18 protein-coding genes are annotated in these 24,789 nt (G+C 41.4%); 11 read left to right on the forward strand and 7 right to left on the reverse strand.

Going from position 1 to position 24,789, the window contains the following annotated elements; all coding sequences use genetic code 11:
• Positions 1-13: 13 nt before the first annotated feature.
• Positions 14-670 carry an OmpA family protein gene (locus JMX18_RS07640; RefSeq protein ID WP_201586513.1) on the reverse strand — a complete coding sequence of 219 codons (657 nt, stop codon included), beginning with the start codon at positions 668-670 and terminating at the stop codon, positions 14-16.
• A 465-nt stretch (positions 671-1,135) separates the two neighbouring features.
• On the opposite strand from JMX18_RS07640, the gene JMX18_RS07645 reads away from it, so the two are divergent.
• From JMX18_RS07645 to minE, 5 genes are all read left to right on the forward strand, one after another.
• On the forward strand, positions 1,136-2,125 hold the full coding sequence (locus JMX18_RS07645) for an acyltransferase (RefSeq protein ID WP_201586515.1): 990 nt from the start codon (positions 1,136-1,138) through the stop codon (positions 2,123-2,125).
• 9 nt (positions 2,126-2,134) lie between these two features.
• Positions 2,135-3,220, forward strand: coding sequence for a hypothetical protein (locus tag JMX18_RS07650; protein ID WP_227674598.1), 1,086 nt, complete (start codon positions 2,135-2,137; stop codon positions 3,218-3,220).
• A 179-nt stretch (positions 3,221-3,399) separates the two neighbouring features.
• Positions 3,400-4,230, forward strand: a complete 831-nt coding sequence (gene minC / locus JMX18_RS07655; RefSeq protein WP_201586517.1) for a septum site-determining protein MinC — start codon at positions 3,400-3,402, stop codon at positions 4,228-4,230.
• 561 nt (positions 4,231-4,791) lie between these two features.
• The gene (gene minD, locus JMX18_RS07660) at positions 4,792-5,604 is read left to right on the forward strand and encodes a septum site-determining protein MinD (protein WP_201586518.1); all 813 of its coding nucleotides are present in this window, start codon (positions 4,792-4,794) and stop codon (positions 5,602-5,604) included.
• 2 nt (positions 5,605-5,606) lie between these two features.
• A complete protein-coding gene (gene minE / locus JMX18_RS07665; RefSeq protein ID WP_201586519.1) occupies positions 5,607-5,897 on the forward strand; it encodes a cell division topological specificity factor MinE in 291 nt (96 codons plus the stop codon).
• 210 nt (positions 5,898-6,107) lie between these two features.
• Here minE and JMX18_RS07670 read toward each other — a convergent pair whose 3' ends face one another.
• The 6 genes from JMX18_RS07670 to pilG all read right to left on the reverse strand — a co-directional run bounded on the left by JMX18_RS07670 (position 6,108) and on the right by pilG (position 16,926).
• Entirely contained in the window at positions 6,108-6,644 is a 537-nt protein-coding gene (locus tag JMX18_RS07670) for a hypothetical protein (protein WP_201586520.1), read from the reverse strand.
• 57 nt (positions 6,645-6,701) lie between these two features.
• Positions 6,702-13,124 (reverse strand): Hpt domain-containing protein, encoded by a 6,423-nt coding sequence (locus tag JMX18_RS07675; RefSeq protein WP_201586522.1) that lies wholly within the window; start codon positions 13,122-13,124, stop codon positions 6,702-6,704.
• A gap of 95 nt (positions 13,125-13,219) precedes the next feature.
• Entirely contained in the window at positions 13,220-15,319 is a 2,100-nt protein-coding gene (locus JMX18_RS13205) for a methyl-accepting chemotaxis protein (RefSeq protein ID WP_227674599.1), read from the reverse strand.
• 140 nt (positions 15,320-15,459) lie between these two features.
• On the reverse strand, positions 15,460-15,993 hold the full coding sequence (locus JMX18_RS07685; protein WP_201586525.1) for a chemotaxis protein CheW: 534 nt from the start codon (positions 15,991-15,993) through the stop codon (positions 15,460-15,462).
• Positions 15,994-15,996: 3 nt separating this feature from the next.
• Positions 15,997-16,359 carry a response regulator gene (locus JMX18_RS07690; RefSeq protein WP_201586530.1) on the reverse strand — a complete coding sequence of 121 codons (363 nt, stop codon included), beginning with the start codon at positions 16,357-16,359 and terminating at the stop codon, positions 15,997-15,999.
• A gap of 189 nt (positions 16,360-16,548) precedes the next feature.
• Positions 16,549-16,926 carry a twitching motility response regulator PilG gene (gene pilG, locus JMX18_RS07695; RefSeq protein WP_201586534.1) on the reverse strand — a complete coding sequence of 126 codons (378 nt, stop codon included), beginning with the start codon at positions 16,924-16,926 and terminating at the stop codon, positions 16,549-16,551.
• Positions 16,927-17,301: 375 nt separating this feature from the next.
• On the opposite strand from pilG, the gene JMX18_RS07700 reads away from it, so the two are divergent.
• The 6 genes from JMX18_RS07700 (at position 17,302) to JMX18_RS07725 (ending at position 24,778) form a co-directional block, all read left to right on the forward strand.
• A complete protein-coding gene (locus JMX18_RS07700) occupies positions 17,302-18,633 on the forward strand; it encodes an efflux RND transporter periplasmic adaptor subunit (protein WP_227674600.1) in 1,332 nt (443 codons plus the stop codon).
• A 325-nt stretch (positions 18,634-18,958) separates the two neighbouring features.
• Positions 18,959-19,681: a response regulator transcription factor gene (locus tag JMX18_RS07705; RefSeq protein WP_201586535.1), complete on the forward strand. Its 723-nt coding sequence runs from the start codon at positions 18,959-18,961 to the stop codon at positions 19,679-19,681.
• 43 nt (positions 19,682-19,724) lie between these two features.
• Positions 19,725-21,836, forward strand: a complete 2,112-nt coding sequence (locus JMX18_RS07710) for a sensor histidine kinase (RefSeq protein ID WP_201586536.1) — start codon at positions 19,725-19,727, stop codon at positions 21,834-21,836.
• Between the two features lie 227 nt (positions 21,837-22,063).
• Positions 22,064-22,834 carry a methionine ABC transporter ATP-binding protein gene (locus tag JMX18_RS07715; RefSeq protein WP_201586538.1) on the forward strand — a complete coding sequence of 257 codons (771 nt, stop codon included), beginning with the start codon at positions 22,064-22,066 and terminating at the stop codon, positions 22,832-22,834.
• Positions 22,835-22,857: 23 nt separating this feature from the next.
• The gene (locus JMX18_RS07720; protein ID WP_201586539.1) at positions 22,858-23,544 is read left to right on the forward strand and encodes a methionine ABC transporter permease; all 687 of its coding nucleotides are present in this window, start codon (positions 22,858-22,860) and stop codon (positions 23,542-23,544) included.
• A gap of 274 nt (positions 23,545-23,818) precedes the next feature.
• Positions 23,819-24,778 carry a MetQ/NlpA family ABC transporter substrate-binding protein gene (locus JMX18_RS07725; protein WP_201586540.1) on the forward strand — a complete coding sequence of 320 codons (960 nt, stop codon included), beginning with the start codon at positions 23,819-23,821 and terminating at the stop codon, positions 24,776-24,778.
• Positions 24,779-24,789 lie beyond the last annotated feature (11 nt).

Consider the following 24,789-nt stretch of genomic DNA (forward strand, 5'->3'; position numbering starts at 1 on the left):
AAGACGATAACTATTAGTTTAGGTTTTGTGGTGAATTAATAGTTAACTCTACACGGCGGTTCTGTTGACGACCATAATCAGTATCATTACTAGCAACTGGACGCGACTCACCATAAGCAACTACTTGGATGCGGTTCGAAGATACGCCGCGAGCCGTTAAGTAATTTGCTACTGAGTACGCGCGTTGACGTGATAGATTTTGGTTATAAGAGGCAGCACCTCGGCTATCCGTGTGACCTGCAACCGTTACCGTTGTTTGATTATACTGGTTCATGGTAGAAGCCAGCTTATCAAGTGTTGGTCTAAATGATGGGTTTAAAGTAGCATCGTCAAATGCGAAAGTAATATTACCTGGCATAACCAAATCAATATTACCTGTTTGCTGGTTCTGCTCTACTGTTACGCCTGTACCCGCCATTTGCTGCTCAAGCTGCTTGGCTTGACGTTCCATATAATAACCAACACCAGCACCCAAAGCGGCACCAATAGCAGCATCACGGCCAGTTTTATCACCGCCAGTAGCTTTTGAGATGGTAGCACCACCAGCCGCACCAGCTAACGTACCGATAGCTGTTTTATTCAAACGCTGCTGTCCAGTGTTAGGATCAGTAGTACAACCACTAAGGGCTAAACCTGATGCCACTGCGGCGATCATTAATTTGTTACGCATAATATGTTCCTCTTAAGTTAAAAATGTTATCTCTAATGAAATAGCTAGCTATTGTCTATCTTTTTTATGCTTATTAATCTTGTATTTATCAGCTAGACATTTGCCAGCTAATAATTTTATTATATATTTCTGTTTCAAAGTTATTATCGCAAGTCTACTCTATTTATGTGTAATATTTTGTCACACCTATGTATGATAAGTGCGTGATAGTTTATCAGTCAGTACGCTTATGTTTCGAAGCTGCAATTACTTTCCTTATTAAGTTTGTCACTTAATGATATCAGTCAGATACATAAGTAATTATAAATAACCATAAGTTTTTAAAAAGCTTTGTAATTTAGCCAGTCATGTTAACACTCGTGCACTAGGGTTAATTTCTGCTAAAATCAACGGGCTCTTTTTTTCATTTTGATATAATAAATCTTATAAAATTACCAGACTGACACTGATAAATAAGGACTTAACATGCAACTGGCCAATAGTATTCAAAAGCTTCACAAACGTGCCCCAAAACTTGGTAAAGCTGTCTCACTCGCTGCCGCAACAGGCGTCATCATGGGCAACAGCTTAGGCGCAGGCATTCCTATATGGTTATTGGGTGCAACCAAAATTATTACCGGCTCTAAGATTGCAGATCAGGCTGTTATCAAGATTGCCAATCATTGGATCAATAGTAATAATGCGGTAATTAATAATGTCCTACCTCGTAAGGACTGGCGCATCCATTTGCCTGAAGATGTGCATACCAATGGTAAATACCTGCTAGTCAGTAATCATCAGTCTTGGGTTGATACCAGTATCGTGCAGTATATTAGTCAAGATCGGTTACCACTAACCCGCTTCTTTACCAAATTTGAGCTTATCTATATTCCAGTTGTTGGACAAACTTTTTACTTTCTCGATTTTCCTATGATGCGTCGGCATTCAAAAGAACAAATTGCCAAAAACCCTGCTTTAAAGGGTAAAGATATTGAGGAAGCAAAACGGGCCTGTGCTCTATTAAGAGAAAAGCCTTTTACCCTTCTCAACTATCTAGAGGGGACACGCTTTACTCAGAGTAAGCATGACAAACAAAGCTCTCCTTATACGCATTTATTAAAACCCAGAGCTGGTGGACTGGCTTTGGCTATCGAGGCCTTGGGTGCCGATGTCGATGGTATCTTAGACATCACTATTGTGTACCCTGATGGCATTCCTAACTATAGCGATTTATGGAAAGGTAATATCAAACGTTTAGGCGTTGATGTTCGTCATATTGAAATACCACCTGCCCTATTCAGTGCTATCCAAAACGGTAATTATGAAAAAGACGAGATGGTTAAACAGCAGTTTTTTGCTTGGCTCGATGAAATTTGGCAACAAAAAGACCTGCGAATGGATAAAATGTTGGCTGAGTTTGATAGTTCAGTAGAAGACTCCTCTACGTCTAAAACCATAGCTTCTGAAAACACATAAGGTATAACTGTGCCCGCATCTAAGCCAACAACAGACTCAAGACCACTGCCCAACCAGTCAACAAAGTTGTCAAGCCAGCCGCCGCGTCCCCATCATAGGCCTAACCCCAATCGTTTAAAGCTGATCTATGATATCGTGATGATTATTGCTATCAGTATTGATTTATTTTTGATAAGTCTTGATGCGATATTAATGAGCAATTTTAGTAATAATGTGGCAGGCTGGCTGGCTATTAGTGACGGACTCAGTTGGTATCAACAGACTATCCATGATCCTTTACGGACGGCTGGTGGTTTTTTTACTATATTCTTAATTGGAGAGCTCTTACTACGTTGGGCTATTGCTATCAAGGAAAAGGTTTATTATCGCTGGTTCTTCTTTCCTTTTGTGCATTGGTACGAAGTATTAGGCTGCTTCCCACAATTGCGGGCGCTGCGCTTATTTCGTGCGGTAGTTATCGGCAGACGTCTATACCAGCTGGGTTACCAAGTCCTACCGCAGCCTTGGCTTAATCGTATTAAGTTTTATATTGATTTATTGTTAGAAGAGTTGTCTGATCGGGTTATTTTGACTACCATCCAAAATTATCGACAACAGCTTACCAATCCTGAAGCACAGCAGTCATTAATCGAATCAACCATTGGTCGTAACCGCGAACATATTGAGTCGGTTATTTTGTCACTACTTCGTCAAGAAGTGGCGCCGAAATTGCAAGAATTAACGAATAAACCTGTAGGTGAAAATATGCTAGCGATTGAGGTAGGCAACGCCATTCAAGACGGTCTTGCGCATACGCCTGAGCTGCGTCGTTATCTACGCCTTATTCCGATTGCTGGTAGTCTTATCGAGTCTCAATTACAACATATTGGACAAAGCATCGGCGAAAATGTCGTTTACTCCCTAAATCAGCGTTTGCTATCGGCGGAACGTATCGATAATTTACTGGTAGCAATAGCTCAAGGGATTGCCCAGATTGAGGCCAACAACCCCGCCCTTGAAACTCTTATTGCTAATATCGTTTCAGATAGCCTAACTGAGCTTGAAGCTCAAGTAAAAGTACAGCAATGGCGACACCAAGACATGTTGAGATTTTAATCATTAATGCCTACTATAGAAGTCGTTATAAATTGTTGTTTTATAAATAAATAAGTTTATCCTCAATAAGTAGATAAACCCACCATTGAACATTTGAATAATTAACAGCCCATTATATAACGATGCTTTGATCTCAAGACTTCTAAGCAGAACAACGTATCTTTTAAGGATTTATTTTAATGACAACTTCAGGTACCGACCACTCGCAGGCGACACCTGCCATCAATTTTTATGGCAAAATGCTGACGTTTTCACGCTTACAATTGAGTACTAACGATCTGGCTGCTATCGAGGCACATTTAGCAGCTACCCTCAGTAATAAAGACAGCAATATTCCAGTTATTGTCGATAGTGATATTGAACAGGACTTACCCACCCTGGTAGAGCTGCTATGGTCATGGGGCTTACAGCCTATTGGTGTAGTTACAGGCTTACTTGAGAGTCAGGCTCGAACGTTACGCTTGGCCATCTTCCCAGCAGACGGTAAGCGTATTGAACGTATCTTGCCTACCAAAAAACCCACTACTCAGTTGAGCCAAACAGAGACAAAAGAAGTGGATGCTGAGCTTGTTAAAGATTCAAGTCCCGATAGTGGTGAAAATGTTGGAGAAACTGAATCAGCTCATGAAGCAAAGCAGGCTACCACCCAAACCTTAATGCACACCGAACAAATCGCTAGCATGATTTATGATCAAATGCTGCGCTCTGGTCAAAGCATCAATCATGTTGGTGGAGATCTCATTTTGACCAATAGTGTCAATAGCGGTGCTGAAGCCATCACCGACAATAGCTTGCACGTTTATGGCCGCGCTCAGGGACGACTAGTAGCAGGAGCTACAGGGGATAAGGACGCTCGTATATTTTGCCAAGTCTTTAACCCATCATTAGTCTCAGTAGCTGGTACTTACTGTTTACGTGATAATTTGCCCGCTGAGACTATTGATAAGCCGGTACAGGTACAGTTTGTCGAGGGAGAAGGTCTGGTATTTACAGTAATGGATAACACCTAATAGTCTAGTAATAAATCAGTTTAGGATAAATTGCTACTTATTTAGCCATTAGCATAATTTTAATAACATTATGATGCGCATATAAAGTATTAACAGCTTATAACCAATATGAGCTTTATACTTTAGTAAGTATTTTTAACAAAAATGCGCTACTATAAATTTTACATTCAGACACTATCTATACTGTTAAGCTAGAAAGCGTTTAAGGTTAGTTTTGCAGGATAATATTGTCTATAACTAGCTTTGGGTTTATCATAATGACTTCGACTTTTATTTTATATATAGCAGCTTAATCATGATAGTTATTTAGCTCGCTAATGACTTACTATAATTTTTTGTTTATTTATGATAGGCTTATGCTCGAATACAATATAGAAATACAGTATAGATTTTATTATTAATAATCGCTATAAAACTAAGCTATCTATTAGTATAGCTATTCAGTCATAGTATCTAGTGCATTTACTGCTTATCATGTCATTGTTTATGTCCGTTAGACAGTTTTTTATTTAGAGCTTTGACTCTACCAGATATCTCATTAATTCATAGGAGTGTGCCATTGTGGCAAAGATTGTTGTAATCACTTCAGGTAAAGGTGGCGTGGGTAAAACAACCACCAGCGCTTCTTTTGCTGCTGGTTTGGCGTTACGTGGCTACAAAACAGTGGTTATCGATTTCGATGTGGGTTTGCGTAATTTAGATTTAATCATGGGCTGTGAAAACCGTATTGTCTATGACTTCGTTGATGTCATTAATGGTAATGCACGCCTTTCACAAGCTTTGGTAAAAGATAAGCAGCTAGAGAACCTATATATCCTTCCTGCCAGTCAAACTCGAGATAAAGATGCCCTGACTGACGAAGGGGTTGCCGAAGTTATGGCGGAGCTATCTAAGCAATTTGACTATATCATTTGTGACTCGCCTGCTGGTATTGAACGCGGCGCGCAGCTGGCTATGTATCATGCTGATGAAGCTATTATCGTAACCAACCCTGAAATCTCTTCAGTACGTGACTCCGATCGTATCATTGGTATCCTGCAAAGCCGTACCAAAAAGGCTGAAGAAGGTCTCGGCCCAGTACGTGAGCATCTGATTGTGACCCGTTATAACGCTGAGCGTGCCGCAGCTAATGAGATGATGGATATCGACACTATCTCTAACGATATTCTAAAAGTTCCTTTACTTGGCGTTATTCCTGAAAGCAATGCCGTACTTGAGGCTTCTAACCATGGTGAACCAGTAATTCATTATACTGATTCAGTCGCTGGACAATGTTATGACGATATCGTCGCTCGGTTTTTGGGTGAAGAACGTCCATTACGTCATCTCGATGTGAAGAAGAAAAGTCTATTACAGCGCTGGTTTGGGGGTTAATAATGAGTAAGAAAAAAGGGTTTTGGAGTAGCTTATTTGGTACAGATGATCGTAATCAGACGGGCAGCGCTAACATGGCGACTGAACGTCTAAAAGTCATCGTTGCCAGTGAGAACCGACTAAATAGCCGCCTGACTGCTGATCGTATCGAGAAAATGAAGCGCGAAATTTTAGAAGTGGTTAATAAATACGTCAATGGTGTACAGATTGATGATGTTAATATTAATCATCGCTCTGAAGATAGCTTGGATGTGTTAGAGATGAATATTAATTTACCTGAGCATAAAAAGTAATTTAGCTATCCGCCGATCCTAATATCTAAAATAGCCAAAAGCCCTAAGTATATTTGCTTAGGGCTTTTTTATATAGTAGATTTAATTTAAAAGTGGTACAGCGCTACTGGGATGAATTTTGCGCAGCCTCTGTATCAGCAGCACGCCAGGAAAATTTATACCAGTAGCGCATTTGAATTTATAACAATTTTATTTTCAACTGCCTATATGCTACTCGCTATCTGAATTTGCCAAATAATGGGCTATTTTATCTAAATCAGGAATCAAATAAGGCAGCTCATTTATCATTACGGTTTGGAATAAATATGACCTAATAACCTGCTCTTGAGGAGGTGTTTGCCATTCATTGATCGAATCAGCAAGATTATTGGCATTCGAACTTTTATCTACCATCCTTAGGTAACTCTCAGGTAATTCAATATCTTTTACCTCAGAGAGCCGTACTTGCATCTGTTGCAGCTCGCCAGCAGTTTGTAAACCGATGCGATGCGCGGGCGTATTACCCTCAAGTACAATGATTTTATCTGGATTTTCACTAAGCGGTAGTAAATGAAAGACAGCTACCTGCTGTTGTTGCCAAGAATAATGCTGTATGTGCTCCTGCGTCTCTTCTACACTTAATAGTAAATGACTCGGCAAAATCCAGTTCGGCTGATTCATCGCAGGAATAATGGTGACCTCTAACCTACCGTTGTTGGTGGTCAGTAGGCTAACTGCTTCGAATTCGTGTTTTATAATCGGGCTCATAAATATCTCAAAATAGCATTAGCAAATAAAATACAGGCAGTAGGCACAACGCGGACTCTACCCATTCTGACCAATATTTAGCTTGTCAGGTAATAGCAGCTGTATTTTGTTAAGTAGCTCATTTTCTTGGAAAGGCTTACCCATATAATCGTTAACTCCAATATCGAGCGCACGCTGGCGATGTTTTTCACCGGTACGTGAGGTAATCATAATGATTGGAATTTGCTTTAAACGCCCACTATGACGCACTTGAGTAGCGACTTCAAAACCATCCATCCTTGGCATTTCAATATCTAATAGGATCAAATCAGGTATCGTCTCCTGTAGAATTTCGATCGCATCGATACCATCTTTAGCGAGCATCACCGAGATACCTTGACGTTCTAGGAATCTTGAAGTCACCTTTCTAACCGTTACTGAATCATCGACAACCAATATAGTAGAGCGAGCTTCTACTTGACGGTCTTTATTATTAAACACCTGACGCTGAACCTGTTGTCTATTTTTTAATGCTGAGGCATTACGCATCAAGGCTATTAGATCTAAAATAAACATTACAGACCCATCACCCATAATGGTGGCTGCAGAGATACCCGCTAAATGCGAAAGCTGACGCCCCAGCGGTTTAACCACGACTTCAATACGTGATCCAGCGATTTCATCGACTTGTAAAGCTTGCTTTTGGCCACTACGATTTTTGATAATAATCAAAGGCAAACTAGTGTTGCTATTAACCATCAATTCGTCAAAGGGATGACCTGATAATATTTCATTCAAATATCTAACACGGTAGTCTTCATCATCAATGGATAAGGTGGTAGCGTTAGATTGGTAATAATCGTAAAGCTTTTCTGGATTGATACGTATCACTCGCTCAATTTGTACCAATGGAACTGCGTAGTAACGATCTGCTGCTCGTACTACTAACGCATCAGAAATAGCGACTGTCAAAGGGACACGGATAATAAAGCTCGACCCCTTGCCCAGCTTTGAGCTGACACTTACCATGCCGCCTAATTGACGAATTTCACTAATGACCACATCCATACCGACGCCGCGCCCTGAGATTTGGGTCAATTGATTAGTTGTAGTTAAGCCAGCATCAAAGATATGTTGCATAACTTCTATATCCGTCAAGCTGGTATCATTAGGATCAATGGAGCCTTGTGCAATCGCTTTATCACGTACCGCTTCAACATCAATACCGCCGCCATCATCGCTCAGATCAATGACTATCTCACTACCCTCGCGTGATACCTCTAATCTAATATGGCCTTTGCTATCTTTGCCAGCTTGTAGCCGGGTTTTAGCGTCCTCAATTCCGTGGTCCACCGCATTACGCAGCATGTGTTCAAGCGGTGAAGTAATACGCTCAAGAATAGTTCTATCCATCTCATCATTGGCATTAATGATGCTTAACTCTACGGACTTATTAAGCTCACTTGCAACCTGACGGACAATACGCTCAAGTCGAGGCCTTAAACGAGTAAACGGCACCATGCGCGAGTTCATCAAACCGTCTTGCAGCTCTGTCTGAGTACGTGATAATTGCAATAATAAGCTCTCGCTATCACGGGTTTTGTCCAACAAGGTATTATTAATATCAACCAAATCAGAGGCAGACTCAGTCAAAGACTTTGATAATTGATTTAGGGACGAATATTGATCCATCTCTAAAGGATCAAAATCCTCATTGTTGATCAGTTCAGCATCATCAATTTGCGATAAAATTTGCGCTTCTAACTCAATCTCCATTCGACGCAGCTGATCTGATAGACGCTGTACGGTAGCGCCCATCTCTCCAATACTATTGGTCAAACTATTCATACCCATATCAATACGCGCACGGTTAATCGCAGACTCGCCAGATAGATTAATCATATGTTCAATCAAACTACCAGAAATCCGGATCATCTCGTTGCTATTGACACTTTGTTCTTGCTCAGCAAAACTGCCAGTCACAGGAGGCATGCTATCGATACCTTCAACTCTCGACTGCGACTGGTTTTGAGCTTGAATTTGGGCTGTTAGAATGGCGCTACGTTGCTGCTTTAAGGTCTCAGTAGGTACCTGCTGCAAGCTATTTGAATCTCTAATAAACTGTTGTAAAGCGCTAGTAAGCGCTATCGGCTGCTGCGGATTAACCTCTTGCTTGAGAACAAAAATTGCGTCTGCAATCCAGTCATGACAGCTTGTAAGCAGCTTTAAGATTGGTTCAGTTATAGGACTACGCTGGCTGGCAAGCGCTTCATAAATGGTCTCCATCTCGTGAGCTAAGTCAGCGATACTATTAGCAGCAACCATACGCGCACCGCCTTTGATGGTATGCAAATTACGTTGTAATGATTGCAGGGCAACACTATCGTCATGGTCGGTTAAAAATAGTTTTAAGGACTGACTACTATCGGCGATGAGCTCGTCAACCTCCTCAAGATATACTTCTAAGATATCAGGATCAGGACGACCATTTGGCCACGAGTCTTCGATTAACTGCTCAAGGCTAGTATTTGAGGGAACTACCTGTTGCTCATCTTTATCTACAATAGATTGAGCATCGATGCTAGAGTGCTTCTCATCTACAGGTAAATGATAGTTAACCTTGTGCGGGAGCTCACCAGACTGCTCAAACTGACGCCACTGTTCAATAAGCTCATTAGCAAAGAATGACTGTTGATAATTGGAGATATGAGTGATTTGTAGCGACAATACATCTTGAATAGCCTGCATGAATTCTGCCCACTGCTCTGTAGGTTTTATTCGGCCGTCTACTAGTCTCTCATAGATAGTTTCTGCTTCGTGAGTCAGATTACCAATACTACTGATACCCACCATTCGCGCACCACCCTTGATGGTATGTAAGTAGCGCTGTAATTCTTTTAAAGCAGCTGTACTATTGATGTCAGTAAGCCAAGTACTAAAGGCTTGCTGCATGACTCTGTCTAAATCCTGGGCTTCTTCCAAAAAGATTGCTAACAGCTCACTATCTGTATCGATGGTTTCAATTTGAGCTTCGATTAACTGCTGACGTTCATACTCTCCTACCTCATCACTTTTAACACTATGCTGTTGCTGGTCATTATCTTGGATATTGCTATCTTGAACTATATAGTACAAATCATCGAGCACTTGTGACTCAATTTTCAATGACATACTAGCGGCTAAAGCATCAAAGAGCTCAATAAGCTGTTCATGCCCCGCTAATAAAGCGTACTGCACTTCAGTCTCAGTCGCTAATTCAGGGTGGGCAATGACATGCTGATAAGTCGCACTCAAAGCATTAAGAATAGTGGTGAATTTCAAAGACTCATTAGTATGCGTCGTTAATAGCTCTATTTGCTGATAAACTTTATTAATATAAGCTTGGCGCTGAAGACTATCGTCATTATTTAACGCAGGAACTAGCTGCCACTCGGCATCCAGCAACGATTCGATATCTAGCCTTAGTAATTGCTCAACACTCAGTTTACTCTCAGCGGCTGCCACTATATCTTCTGAATCATCTAGCAAAGCCTGTAAAGAAGCTAACTCTTGCTGATCTTGATCCTTTTTGAGCTGTTCAGTTTGGTCTAGAGCTGGCTTTTGATAAGTATTCAGATAGCCTTCTATTAATGCAACCGACTGTGATAACGCTTGTAAATGCTGCTGGTTCATCGGAATATCTTGCTGCTGTAACTGCTCCAAGCTATATTCAATAGTGGCACTAATATCACTAATAGCCGCTAATGCGCTTGAGCCCGAGGCTGCACGTAAGGTATGAAAAGCACGTACAATGGCATCACTAACTTCAATATGATCATCATCTTGATGGATATTCACAAAGTTACATATATCTTGTAATAACCCTTGCGCCTCTTCAATAAATATCTCACAAAATGCTAGCTCCTCTTCGCTTTGAGGGCCGACAGAGACAGGCGTCTCAGCCATGACCTCATTAACGGTACGAATGGTTTTAAGAGTATTATCGACCTCGTCATGATGACCGCTCTTGTGCTCATTACCTTGTTTTTCTATAGTAGATAGCATGCCATCGACTGGTTGCTCATCATCAACTAGGCTGCTTTTTGTTTCTATATTGTCTGCTAAGAATTTATTACGCAATTCAATGTAGTTAACTTGCGCGCCTTGCTGCTTACTATAAGCATTGGCACAGGCAGCCCAGATCGTTACGATAGCGGGATAATCTTTATCACCCTGAGCAAAGATATCGACAAGCTTAGGATAAGTAGACAGCACATCGGCGATCAGCTGCATCATATCCGTCGACATTACAATGCTACGCTCTAATACCCGATTGAGCATATTTTCTATCGCCCATGCCAGCTCAGCACTATAGTTTGCGCCTACCATTCGACCTGAGCCTTTGAGGGTATGAAACCCACGACGAACCTCCTCTAACTCAGTCAAATCTTCTGGGTTTTCACGCCATTTCGCATATAAAGGGATAATATCAGCTAATACTTCCTCAGCTTCCTCAATAAATATAGCTTTGATATCAGGATCAGCATCATCTGCATCGGCGCTCATCGGTTCTAGATCATGTATAAAAGGCAGCAGATCACTGGGGATATCTGATAGCCAGTCTTCTATCGAGTCTGTTTGGAACTTATCTTCTAATGAAGGATCACTTAGCTCAATCTTATCAGCCTCAGTCTTATGATGCTCAGCTTCATTAATTTCAGTCTCGTCATTATTAATAATATCTTCGGGATGATTGTCCGCTGCAATCTCACCATCATCTCCATAACGCGTGACGTTATTAGCTATCGGAGTAGCAGGTACAAATGCTGTAAAAGCAGCATTATTGCCCTCACTCTCTGCTGTCAACGCTGCGGTTAGCTCGTGAGCCTTTGCAATATTTTGTGCCGCTTGCTGTATTAAGTTTTGGTCAAAGACATGCTGCGCCAAGCCTTGTACTAACAGCTCAATAGTAGCAAAGCCCTCCGCTATATTCTCAACAAGCTGGTTATTGATTGCTGTTGATTTGTGAGAGCTTAGTGCGGCAAATAACAACTCTAGCTCAGCAATAATTTGCTGGGCAGCGGGTAAATTCATATCGTTAAAAGCGCTACTAATTTTGCTAAAAGCTTCTGACGAGGGGGATAGACAAGTCTGCTGGCTGCTGACATAGTGACTAAAATTGCTTTTAATATTCGCTAATGCCATAGACAAAGGCGACGAGCTATCAGGCATTGCTGGGTCTGCGTCGTTCTGAGGTTCAAGCTCATTATCATTGTTATTTATATTAGCTGTATCAGCGTGAGTAACCCTACCAATCTGACTGTCGATAGCGGATTCACTATTCATAATAGCGCTATATAATTCTTGTAGCTGACTCTCGATCTGCCATTGTATTGATATAAATGACGCTTCTGAATCCATATTATCTTTTAGATCATGCAAGATTTGGCTAACTTGAGCTTCATAAAGACGCCATCCACGGCGAGCCAGTTCATTTTCTATTTGCTGTAAGGGCGCTATTAAAGCTTGCGGTTTATCTAGATCAAAAATAACGCTTTCAAGATGGGTTAATATTCTCGGCAGAAACTCGAGCGATGCACTCTGCTCTTGGTACCCATGGCTAAGAAGTGCAGAGATATGAGCATCAATATGAGTTAATTTACCCATTTGTAGATAGATATCTATTATTAAATGATTAGTAGAAGTATCTTCACTAGATTGATTGCTCTTTATTTCCAGCGCTTGGTCTAAAGCTGAAAGAAGTTTGGCATATTGGTTAGGAAGTGGTACCTCATTCTGTGCAAGATTGCTTAGCCATAATTCTGCTAGGTACCACAAATGCTGATTATTATATGCGGTATTGACCGCTGATATCTCTGAGACCTTATCATTGATGTTATCCGCTTGCCATAGATAACGGCTTACCTTTGCCAGCTGTAACAAGGCTTGAGGATCATTGGTGTTAGTTGCTAATAATTGCTGGGCTTGCTGGCGCCACACTAATAACAGCTGCTTATATTGCGCTGGCCGCAAAGACTCGGAGCTCAAAGCGCTGGCAGAGATAGCTCTATCAATTAGCTCTATAAACTCATAATATAAATCGTCAGTAGAGCTGCTTTGCTGCTCATTATTATCATCAAGCGTTTGTCCTAAACCCTGCAAAATCTGCGTAAGCTCTGGAAGCGTTCTATCTAGTAGCGCGTTTTGATAACGTCCGGTTCGTACATATTGACTTAGTTGCTCATGTAATAATTGATGGATAAAAACCCCAAAGTTTTGAGCATCACTATCTAATGGTTTATTCTCAGCTAGCGCTGTTAGCAGATTTAACCCAGTAGCTAAACGGCTCAGTTTTGGCATATTGGCTATTGTTAAAGCGCCACTAATTTGGTGATAGTGCTGAGTTATTGCCATAAAGTCAGGTTCAGAATCTTGCCAACTTTCCAAAACTTGAGACAATTGCTGGGTCAATAAGGGCAGCAGCCATTCAAGCGTCACCATTTCGTTAAGCTGGTTTTTCATAAGACTATCCTAACCCGATTATCCACTAGTTTTGCGACTATCTTCGACAACATATGGCTTACCAAAGATCCTATTTAACAAAGGTTTAAAATGGCTTAAAACGCTTCATTAGTATCTCGTAACCCTTCGTCATCATCCGATAGCTTAAAGCCCGTCACTGACTCTTGTAGCGCTGCTGCCATCTCGCTAAGCTCACCTACCGAACGTGCTGTTGCCATCGTACCAGAGGAGGTTTGTGAGGTAATATCTTGAATAATGTCCATGGTGCTTGAGATATGACCCGCTGATTCAGCCTGTTGTTGGGCGGCGTTTGAGATGTTTTGAATCAGATCAGCAAGGGTATTAGAAACCGTCTGCACTTCTTCTAGGGCTTCGCCGGCATCTTTTGCTAAACGGGCACCGCGCACTACTTCTGAGGTAGTGGATTCCATCGATATAACCGCTTCACTGGTATCAGCCTGAATCGTTTTTACTAGGGTTTCAATCTGTTTGGTAGCATTAGCAGAGCGTTCAGCCAAACGCTGTACTTCATCAGCAACTACCGCAAAACCACGACCTGCCTCACCCGCCATCGAGGCCTGAATAGCAGCATTTAATGCCAAGACGTTGGTCTGATCGGCAATGTCGTTAATCAGACTTACAATATCGCCAATCTCTTGTGAGGACTCGCCCAAGCGTTTAATGCGCTTAGAGGTTTCTTGAATTTGATCACGAATAACATTCATACCCTCAATTGAGCGCTGTACGACTTCTGCTCCATTGTAGGCAATACCTACTGAGCGCTGAGCAACTGCGGCGGATTCTGTGGCGTTATTTGATACTTGATCAATCGATATGGCCATGTCGTTAATAGCAGCGGACACGCCAGCAATCTCTTGTGCTTGATGCTCAGAAGCTTCGGCTAGTTCAACGGCGCTCATTTGGGTTTGTTCAGAGGATTGAGATACTCTATCAGCGGTACTGTTAATAACCAATACCAATTGGCGTAGCTGATCGATTGCAAAGTTAACAGAATCAGCAATAGCGCCAGTAAAGTCTTCTGATACGGTAGCATTAACCGTCAAATCCCCTTCTGCTAGATCACCAAGCTCGTCAAGCAGACGTAGAATAGCCATCTGATTACGTTCATTCTCTTCTTGGATTTGACGAGCACGCTCTGATTCAGTCTCTGCTTCTTGGCGGCGACGTAAAGTCTCCTTTTCAATCAAACTACGCTCACTAATACTACGTGACTTGAGCAGCTGTGATAAAGCATATACCACGCCAAGTAAGCTTAATAAAAAGATAATGGCCGGCCAGATAATGCCACTACGCGACAAGATATCGCGATCGACCTCAGATAACTGAGCTTGAGTGTTGGTTGCAAGTTCTCCTAGTGCTCGAGCATTTTCGCGCGATTCAATGGCCGGGCTATTTAAACTGGTTAATTGTTCAGCTACCGGAGCAACAACAGTATTAAAAGTTTGAGCAATATCTTGCAACGCTGGTAGTCTCGTACCATAGTCCTGCTGCTGAGCGTATAAGGTTTCGGCAAAAGCATTGGCTTGCTGTTGAAAGTCATCAGGCGTCCCATCAATACTACGGGTTAGCTTATCTATTTCAGTACTCAAGCGCTCTGCCCGTAGCGTTTGTGTTTGCATATCGCTGATAACAGCGCCTGAAATATTAGCTGTAACCGCTTGCTCTATAGCTTGATTATACTGCGCTTGTAGCTCACTGGTTGCAGCGGCAACACTATCTCTTAAATCCTGTAGTGCGTTGACATCGTTACGATGGCTCAGAACATAATCAATCTTGTCTTTATTAGCCTGCCATTCAGTATCAAGCTGGGCAAACACTTCTTTATTATCTGTCGCCTCTGTTTGTACTGAGGTAAGTGCCGCCTGATAACGCTGTACGTCTGTCTGCAAAGCATCATATGCTTGGCTACTCATGTCAGCATCACGTGAAAAAGTCGCATCATTGACATTTTTTACGATATTTGCCGCGCTAACTTCTAGCTGATTAATATCACTTAAATAGTTACTGACGTTCGATAGTGAATTGATAAGCCAAAATAAACAAGCCACCCCAGCTAGTACAAACAGCCCTAATAAAGCCTTCCACTTGCTATTGGAATCTTTGACCGCTATCGTAGGCTTACTCACAGCTGGCTTACTCACATCAGTAGCTAGGCTTTTTGCAATATCGCTCATCGTATATTCCTTTCAAACAGTCGTCTAAGTTGAACCATAGCTGGCTCTAATTTATAAGTAACCAATGACTGGAGTTAAACCGTCACTAGCAAATTCAATACGAACGTTGGTATAAATTTTTAAGTAGTTAATCCATACTTTTATGAAATAGCAGCATCAATATAGCGCTGATCTTGTGCCAACAAACTGGGCATAAAAATGAACCACTCTTGTTGGTCCTTAAAAAACTTACCGTGGTTGTAGGGAGCAAATGGGGAACGGTTGCCTATAGTCTCAGCACGGTATTGACTGCGGGTGAAATGCTCGATACCAAGAACCTGATCAACAACTAATCCTGAGAATATGGTGCTATGATCGATTACGATTACTTTACGTTGGCTAATCGGTTTATTTTGGCTTGTTATTCGCAAGAACTGTGCTAAGTCAGTTAAAGGTAATAAGCGTCCACGAACGTTCGCAATACCAATCATCCAAGGTTGTACCAATGGCATACTGGTGTACTCTGGCATAATCAGTACCTCAGAGACCTCGCCCATCGGCGCTACTAAGCGCTGCCCGGCAATCTCAAACACTACCCCTCGCCAGTCATAACCTTGACCGCCCTTGCGACCTGTTTTACGCGCTTTGGCTAAATCCGCTAAACGTAAAAGCTCAATAAAACCTCTAGAAGCCACAAGTTACTCCATCACGGTGCGAATAATGCGCATGAGCTCAGCTTCATCAACAGGCTTGGTTAAGTACTCCTTGGCGCCTTGACGTTTGCCCCATACACGGTCAGTTTCTTGGTTTTTGGTGCTAATCATCACTACGGGAATATGAGAGGTGGTTTTACCACGGGTGATTTTCCGAGTCGCTTGAAAACCATTCATCTCCGGCATAACGACATCCATCAAGATGACATCGGGTAGATGCTCGGTAGCCATCTCACAACCTTGCTCACCATTAACGGCTTCTAATATCTGGAAGTTGTTTTTAGCAAGTAGGTCTCTAAATCTCGCCATCTCAGATGGTGAGTCGTCAATGACTAATACAGTTGTCATAATTAATGCCTCTATATTTATATTATTGTTCGATAAGTTTTTGGCGTGAAATGGATAGATTCGCCTTGAGTAGTTTTATCTCGCTAGCCCGATCTAATCTTGCTTCAGTCTTTAAAATACCAACCTGTACTAGTCAAAATTCTCTTTATTATCTATACCGAAACATTCCATACCAAATCTTTGAGGTACTTAGCGATAATGATTAATAGCATCGAACAACTCATCTTTACTAAATGGCTTGGTCAAATACTCATCGGAGCCGACAATACGACCGCGAGCCTTGTCAAACAAACCGTCCTTTGATGACAGCATAATGACCGGTTTATCAGCATAATCCGGGTTATTCTTAATCAATGCGCAAGTTTGATAGCCATCTAAACGCGGCATCATAATGTCTACAAAAATAATATCCGGATTATTATCTACAATCTTCGACAAGGCATCAAAACCATCAATAGCAGTGACTACTTCACAGCCCGCCTTTTGTAGTAAAGTTTCTGCGGTACGCCGAATGGTTTTTGAGTCATCGATAACCATGACTTTTAACCCTTCAAAATTATTTTCCATTATTACTATCCTATGAAAGATGATCAGCTCGTAATATTACTATATTTACAATCTAGTAAGGATTAGATTATATTTGTTACGATAATACTATAATAATTACATACAATAGCAAGATAAGTATAGATAAATATGAATTATTTTTGACCCATCAGCTATTTTTGGTCTAATTTAGGTTTTTAAGTCGATAAAGAGTAGTAAAGTAAATTCTTAAAAGTGAATAAACTATGGTTTAAAAATGGTTTAAAAGTTGAATATTTTGGATGGTGATTATTTTTTAGGTTGTTTTTATTATAAATTTAAAGATTAATATATCCTTTTGTTTTACCTAGAGTATTTTCGCTATATAATAAAAATACATTTAAAATGGTGACTGGCATGACCCATATATTACGCCCCAAAAACCGCTTACGTATGCTCAATAGTTATACTTTCGGTGGTGTCAGTCTATTGTTAAGCACTCTATTATTGACTGCTTGCCAGCCACCCAATAGTGCTGATACTGCATCTATAGAGCGCACTCAGGCCGAATTGCCTATCGTCATTGATGATAATACTGTCACTATGTCATCTGATTATATTTTGAGTATCAAACAATCGCGCTATCAGCCCAGTCTAGGCTTACAAGGTATTATCGAACCTACTAAGCAGGCTCGTTTTATAGCTGCTCAAGCTTTAGGGATAGAAAAAGTACTGGTTACAGAGGGTCAATGGGTGGAAAAAGGGACGCCTTTACTCATTTTATATAAGCAAGATACCAGTAAGGCTGTTTTGGAAGCAGATAAGAATACATCTGAGCCTGAAAACAACCTGTCATCAAACTCATTAAAGGCAACGAAGCAGCTCTCTAATGGAGAAAGTCAGCAAAATAATGCAGGCAGTAAAAATAATAGTCTCGATAAAGAAAAAGCAGATAACTCTACTGTTAATGATGAAGCTGAATCGAAAATGAAAAGCGCTAAGGCTGAGCAAGCATCCTCCTCACCTGTAGGTAATGGTTCTAATAGTGCTCAATTTGATAACGAAGCTAATAAAAACAGAGAGAGTAATCTTAATGAGACAGTCAAAAATGAGCCCGCTAAAGATACCGCATCGCCACTAATCATTCGTGCCAGCTTTTCAGGACGTATTGATAAGCTACCGGCTACTACTGGGCAACAATTAGAGAAAGGTAAGCTTCTATTACGTATTATTGATGATAACCATTTACGCTTTATAGCCAAGGTACCTATTCAAGTAGAATCACAGCTATCAGTAGGGCAAACTGTGAATTTTTCCTCACAAGATCATAACGAAACTTTCACCGGCCAAGTTAGTAAGCTAGTACCTAGTGAAGGTTCTGATCAACTGTTAGTCTATGTACAAGTGATCAAAAATGAGGCCAGTCGCAATACTTTGAAGGTTAATACGCTAGTTAGTGGACGCGTAAACTATGGGCAGATTGAAGTAGGCGCCATTGTACCTGCACGTGGTATTCATGATGTTGATTTGACAGCATTACAAAAACCACCCTATAAACCCCTGGCGCCTTTACTTGGTAATATCTGGATTATTCAACAAGATCAGCGTTTGACCAGACAATCTATCGAAGTTATCGAATATGACCCGTCTACCAAACAGTACCTGATCGCTGGTATCAGTAATGATAGCCTGATTTGTCTGGCAGACCTGCCAGTAGAGTCCGCTGGTAAGAAGGTCATAGTGTCCTAACTTTTAAATTAGAGGCTTGGCATCAGCTTATTAGACATCCATAAACCCCTTCTATAGCGCAGACTATTACGAATAAAAATCTATTAGCAATAACTGTTGGCGCAACCGTTACATTGTGTAGAAATATTAACAAAGCATGTCTTGTAAGGTAATGCCATAGTTAGGCAGAATAGCAATAGAACTATTATCAGTATATAAATTATAAAATTCACCCCCATAATTGACTTGTACCTAAGTTTTATCAGCACTTAAATCGCTATAATCCACATAAAAAACATACCTACTTTGAATATTTAAAATTATAGTAAAAATTAAAGGAAACCTTATGAGTAAGCAGATCTTATTAATTGAAGATGACCCAGATTTAGCTGAATTGATCAGTGACTATCTAACGATGAATTATTATGATGTGCATCATGCTGCCCTTGGTCAAGAAGGCCTTGATATTCTCGATGCCAAAGAGCGCGATATTGATTTGGTCGTACTTGATTTGATGCTACCTGATATGGATGGTATGCAAGTCTGCCAAAAGATTCGTGGCAATAAGAACAATATGACCAACAAAGTGCCTATCATCATGCTTACAGCGAAAGGTGACACTACAGATCGGGTACTTGGACTTGAAATGGGCGCAGATGATTACATTGCCAAGCCTTTTGAGCCTCGTGAGCTATTAGCTCGTATTCGTGCGGTTATCCGCCGTCATGAACAACCTAATCAAGCTGATAGCCAATCAGACAGCTTAACTTTTGGGCGTTTGAGCGTATTCCCTGACAGTCATGAGGTGACCATTGATGATCAGCCCGTACGTCTAACCACTCATCAGTTCCAGCTACTGCATTATTTTGCAACCCATTCAGGTAAAGTTTTGAACCGTGAACAGTTATGGCAAGCGATGCCAAACGATGATAGCTCAGACAATATTGACCGTGCTATCGATGTTCATATCTCACGGTTGCGAGCTTTGATTGAAGACAATCCTCGTCAGCCCAAGCGTATCATTACCGTGCGCGGCGTGGGTTATCAATTTGCTACTGATCAAGTTTAATAGATAGACTATTAATGATTACTTGTCTGATTGAGATTAATTAATGCAGCAATTGGGTTTTCGCTCCGTCTTTGCCAAATTATTTGCCAGCGTTATGCTGGCATTGATTTTATTTGCCGTGGCGATGGTACTCCTAACCCAGTTGGTACACGATAAAGATGCCAGTAATCGCTCAGAGGTGGTAGCTGGACAGATTTTAGGTCAAGTAGATCCTTTTCTTAATGAGCTCAATGTTGCTATCAGCAACGACAATCGTTTGCAGGCACGCTTTATGTTAGCGGTCATCAAAAAAAGCTTTGATATTTTTGATGAGTCATTACAAGCGAAAATGGGCTTATATGATAATAATGGCCATCTGCTCATGCAGACTGACAATAGCGACCTACCTTTAGAGCTTCCAGAAACACCTTCTTTATTAATGCGCGCCTTCCCTTCTTTTTCAGATACACCAGTGCTGCAGCAAGCTCAGGTTTATAGTAGTACAGGTTATACCTTACTTTATGAGTCACGCTTACCTCCAAAAAAGCCGGTACTCTCAGCGGCGCTCAATTTGTTTACCGGCACTCTACTGCTGCTGATTATTATGGCAGGGGTATTGTGGTGGATTGCGCGCTCTATGACTTGGCAAATCAACCAGATGAGTCAGCAGATGAATCAGCTGGGAGATGGCGACTTTAGTGTGCGGGTCAACGCCAGTGGTAATGACGAAATTGCCCTACTTGCCCGCGGGTTTAACCAAGCCGCTCAGAAGATCGAACATCTCATTGACGCTAATAACCTATTGTTAGCGCATGCCTCTCATGAGCTACGCACACCCATTACTCGTATTCGCTTACAAATTGAGATGATGGATATGCTCGCAAGCGTTATGCCAGCCGACACCAAAGCCAAGTTTGATAAACGTGCTCAAGCTATCAATCGTGATTTATCCGGCTTGAATGACTTGGTGGAGAGTATCTTATTGGTCAGCCGCTTAGATGCCGGTCATGCTATGCAGCAAGTCGAAAAGCTAGACTTGTACGAACTGATCAACCAAGAACGGCAACACTATTCTGAAACCACGCTAATCGGCGAGCATATTGTCATTGATGGACAAGCTCCGATGCTGACTCATTTGATTCGCAATTTACTCAATAATGCCCTGCTACACGGAGAGCCACCGGTCACCATTTTGTTATATGGCGTTCAGACTTTAGAAGAAGCAGATAATGTTCCCGACTACTTATTACAATCTATTGTATCTAGCAGCTTTGCGGATATCGATTATAGCTGCTTAGATTATAATGGTTATGACGCCTCTAATAATGATGATAAAGACAGTGCTAATAAGGCTGAAGAGAATACCACTACTTTGCCGAGCCCTACTATTTACTACAATGGTGAAACTTTAAGTAGTAATGATCTTGATCAATATATTAACCAAGTAGAGAGTAACAGCCCGGTAGAAAATGAGGCTAACTCAAATGATAAGAACGCTAATATAGACCCTATAGTAAATGCAAAGCAGAACTTAAACAGTACCTCCCCTGAAAAAGAGCCGATCTCCAAGGCTGATTCTAGCAAGACCTCCTCTTTTAAAGTACCCGTTGTCAGTGATGACTTGTTCATCAATCACTATCACAAATTTACTGCTGAATTGATTGAGAAGATCAAAAAGGTCAGCTGGAAAGTCGTTGCTGATAAGACTGAGCAAGCGCCAACTTTGGCTCAAACTGTTAACGATTATCTTGGGCCCAGCGATGACACCCTCAAAGACAGTCCAAAAAATGACTCTAAGAACCATAAAGAGAGCGAAACTGAAGCGGCTAAAGAAGGGTTATTTAAAAAGCATTTGAGTAAGTCTAAAGCTAGCCTGGTGCCGCCTGCTCCTAAATACGCTGTGATGGCGGTCATCGATGAAGGGGAAGGGATTCCTGAGGAAAAGCGCCAAGAGATATTCAGCCCGTTTGTACGTTTACAGCAAAAGAACAAAGGTTCAGGGTTAGGATTATCATTGGTATCACAAATTGTCACCGCCCATCAAGGCCATATCTTGACCGATACTATTAATGGGCATACTAGATTTTTAGTTATTCTACCCGTACAGCACAATCCTCATCTTAATCAGCGAGACCATAATCGCAACCACCTTCTTAACAGCCGTAATCAAGGCTAACTCATAAGCATTTAATCTATGGCTCTACTGAATAGTTAAATGACTGCTCATGCTCAGCCATTTGCTAATGCTGCATTAGTCAATCGTGGATGGTCATATCCAATGACCTATATAATATGCTATATTACTGCCCCTTACCGATACGGTTATTGTCGGCTACCTAAAGCCATAGAGCACTCAACGCCCTGATTTAACCGTTAAAATATTTACCAAAATTTGAGCATTCCATGAGTGACATGATCGTTCTAAATAATGTGACCAAAAGCTTTATGAGCGACCGCTCGATAAAAAATGCTGATGGCAAAGCGCATTGGTTTACTGCTGTTGAACCCACATCTCTGTCTGTCAAGCAAGGTGAAATCTTTGGCTTAATGGGCTATTCAGGTGCGGGTAAGTCTACTCTATTACGCTTAATTAACTTACTCGAACGTCCAGACTCGGGGCAGGTGATTATCGATGGGGTTGATTTAACCGCCTTATCAGCTAGTAACCTACGTATTGCCCGCCATAATATTGGTATGATTTTTCAGCAATTTAATCTGATGTCAAACCGCACGGTGTTTGATAATGTGGCTTTTAATTTGACTGTCTCAGGCTATCCCAGCCGTGATATTCATAAGCGAGTAATGGAGTGTTTGGAGATTGTTGATTTGACCGATCGAGTGAGCCACTATCCGGCGCAGTTATCAGGCGGTCAAAAGCAGCGCGTTGGTATTGCCCGTGCTATCGCTCCCAATCCTAAAGTACTGCTCGCTGATGAGCCCACTAGCGCGCTAGACCCAGCGACGACTCGCAGCTTATTGACTTGCCTGCGTGATATCAACGAGCAGCTTGGAGTAACTATTGTCATTGTTACTCATGAAATGAGTGTTATACGCAGGTTGTGCCACCGAGCCGCATTACTACACCAAGGCCAGCTACTTGAGGTCGCTGATATTCGTGATGGTCTCATTCAAGCCAGCACTTTGATTGGTCAAGGTTTGGTACAAGAAGACTAAAATATGAGGCAGGAGAAATAAACATGTTAACTGGCGCTGAATTATCCGCCTCTATAGATAAATTGCTGGCGCTGCGTAAAGAGATTTGGCAAGCAACTTTTGACACTTTCATTATGCTGGGTATTTCTACCACTGCAGCGGTCACTATTGGTGGTTTGTTTGGGATTTTCTTATTTTTATCCAGTGATCGACAGTTTTTGCAGAATAAAGGGCTTTATGCGATATTGGGCGGCATTACTAACTTTATGCGCGCCTTCCCTTTTGTCATTTTGATGATTGCCATGAGCCCTTTTACCAAAGCGATTGTTGGCACCGGTATCGGTCCTATTGCTGCTTCGTTGGTGCTGGCTATTGCCGGCTCATTTTATTTTGCACGACTGGTCGAGCAAAACCTGCGTGAAGTGCCGCGCGGTATCATCGAAGCTACTGAGTCTATGGGCGCACGTCCGTTTACTATTATTAAAGTGTTGCTTAACGAAGCACGCTCTGGGCTGGTTCTATCGGTAACTATTCTTTGTATTAGCCTACTCTCTTTTTCAGCTGCTGCAGGTATGATTGGTGGCGGTGGTCTTGGCGATCTGGCCATTCGCTATGGTTATTATCGCTATCAAACTGAGGTAATGGTATTTATCGTTATCATGCTCTCGGTGATGGTAATCGGTATTCAAGCCGGTGGTAATTGGTTAGCGGCGCGATTAGACAAACGCTAAGCGTTAGTCTGTACTTATGAATAAAACTCAGCTTTTGATGTCTATTATTCACCAGTAAAACGCTTGACTTTATAACGGACTACGGTTAATTTTGTTAGCACTTTAGCAATATTTAAAAAAGCAGCATTACTATTTATAATGTTGCTTTTTTAATGGTCAAATAAAATGTATGACCATTTTGACTAATATTTTTAGCTATTCTATTTACCCTGCTTACTTACATTATTTATTTAACTGCTTATTCAACTATGGTTATCCCTATTTAGGAATTTTTATGAAATTAACAGATATCAGTCGTCAATTAGCAACCGCATTAGCCACCGTTGGTGTATCAGGTCTGGTGCTAGTCGGCTGTAATAACTCATCAGCACCAGAGTCTACCAAAGAAGCGCCAGCTACTGAAACTGCTGCCAACAACATCGACCCTGAGCATAGCAAAATCGTTATTGGCACTACCGAAGGTGATTTTGCTGATATGGTACGCAACCAAGTCAAAAGCTCACTTGAAGCCCAAGGTTATGAAGTTGAGCTGATTGCTTTTACTGACTATGTGCGTCCTAATTTAGCGCTAGCTGAAGGTGATTTGGACATTAACATTTTTCAGCATAAGCCTTATCTAGATACTTTTAAAGCTGAAAACAATTTGGATTTGGTCGAAGTTTTCCAAGTCCCCACCGCCCCTCTTGGCATCTATTCAGGTAAAAAGTCTACTCTTGATGCAGCCTATAAAGGCATGAGTGTTTCAGCACCGAATGATCCTAGCAATTTTGCGCGTGCGCTGGTGATGATGGATGATTTGGGCTGGATTACCCTAAAAGACAATGTCGACCCCCTAACGGCGTCAAAAGCTGATATCGCTGATAATAGTAAATACGATATCAATATTATCGAGCTAGAAGCCGCTCAGTTACCACGAGCGCGTGAAGAAGTTGATTTCGCTATTATTACAGGTAATTATGCTACTGATGCAGGTATTACTCTAGACGAAGCTATGTTCCAAGAGCCAAGCTTTGCTTATATCAACTGGTCAGCGGTCAAGTCTGCTGACAAGGATAAAAAATGGGTGCAAGATGTGACCAATGCTTATAATTCAGATGCCTTTAAACAATATGCTCATAGCACCTTCCCAGGTTATAAGTATCCAAAAATTTGGGGCGCTAATACTGATGCTAATGAAGTTACTGCAACTGCTGGCACCGCTACTGCTACTGGTGAAGTTGCTGCAGCTCAATAAGTTACTTTTAG

Source organism: Psychrobacter jeotgali (assembly GCF_904846315.1).
GTDB lineage: Bacteria > Pseudomonadota > Gammaproteobacteria > Pseudomonadales > Moraxellaceae > Psychrobacter > Psychrobacter jeotgali.

Bases quoted from the DNA above. Each gene is read 5' to 3' on its own strand.
- JMX18_RS07640 (WP_201586513.1), bottom strand. From the start codon at position 670: ATGCGTAACAAATTAATGATCGCCGCAGTGGCATCAGGTTTAGCCCTT.
- JMX18_RS07645 (WP_201586515.1), top strand. From the start codon at position 1,136: ATGCAACTGGCCAATAGTATTCAAAAGCTTCACAAACGTGCCCCAAAA.
- minC (WP_201586517.1), top strand. From the start codon at position 3,400: ATGACAACTTCAGGTACCGACCACTCGCAGGCGACACCTGCCATCAAT.
- minE (WP_201586519.1), top strand. From the start codon at position 5,607: ATGAGTAAGAAAAAAGGGTTTTGGAGTAGCTTATTTGGTACAGATGAT.
- JMX18_RS07670 (WP_201586520.1), bottom strand. From the start codon at position 6,644: ATGAGCCCGATTATAAAACACGAATTCGAAGCAGTTAGCCTACTGACC.
- JMX18_RS07675 (WP_201586522.1), bottom strand. From the start codon at position 13,124: ATGAAAAACCAGCTTAACGAAATGGTGACGCTTGAATGGCTGCTGCCC.
- JMX18_RS13205 (WP_227674599.1), bottom strand. From the start codon at position 15,319: ATGAGCGATATTGCAAAAAGCCTAGCTACTGATGTGAGTAAGCCAGCT.
- JMX18_RS07690 (WP_201586530.1), bottom strand. From the start codon at position 16,359: ATGACAACTGTATTAGTCATTGACGACTCACCATCTGAGATGGCGAGA.
- pilG (WP_201586534.1), bottom strand. From the start codon at position 16,926: ATGGAAAATAATTTTGAAGGGTTAAAAGTCATGGTTATCGATGACTCA.
- JMX18_RS07700 (WP_227674600.1), top strand. From the start codon at position 17,302: ATGACCCATATATTACGCCCCAAAAACCGCTTACGTATGCTCAATAGT.
- JMX18_RS07705 (WP_201586535.1), top strand. From the start codon at position 18,959: ATGAGTAAGCAGATCTTATTAATTGAAGATGACCCAGATTTAGCTGAA.
- JMX18_RS07710 (WP_201586536.1), top strand. From the start codon at position 19,725: ATGCAGCAATTGGGTTTTCGCTCCGTCTTTGCCAAATTATTTGCCAGC.
- JMX18_RS07715 (WP_201586538.1), top strand. From the start codon at position 22,064: ATGAGTGACATGATCGTTCTAAATAATGTGACCAAAAGCTTTATGAGC.
- JMX18_RS07720 (WP_201586539.1), top strand. From the start codon at position 22,858: ATGTTAACTGGCGCTGAATTATCCGCCTCTATAGATAAATTGCTGGCG.
- JMX18_RS07725 (WP_201586540.1), top strand. From the start codon at position 23,819: ATGAAATTAACAGATATCAGTCGTCAATTAGCAACCGCATTAGCCACC.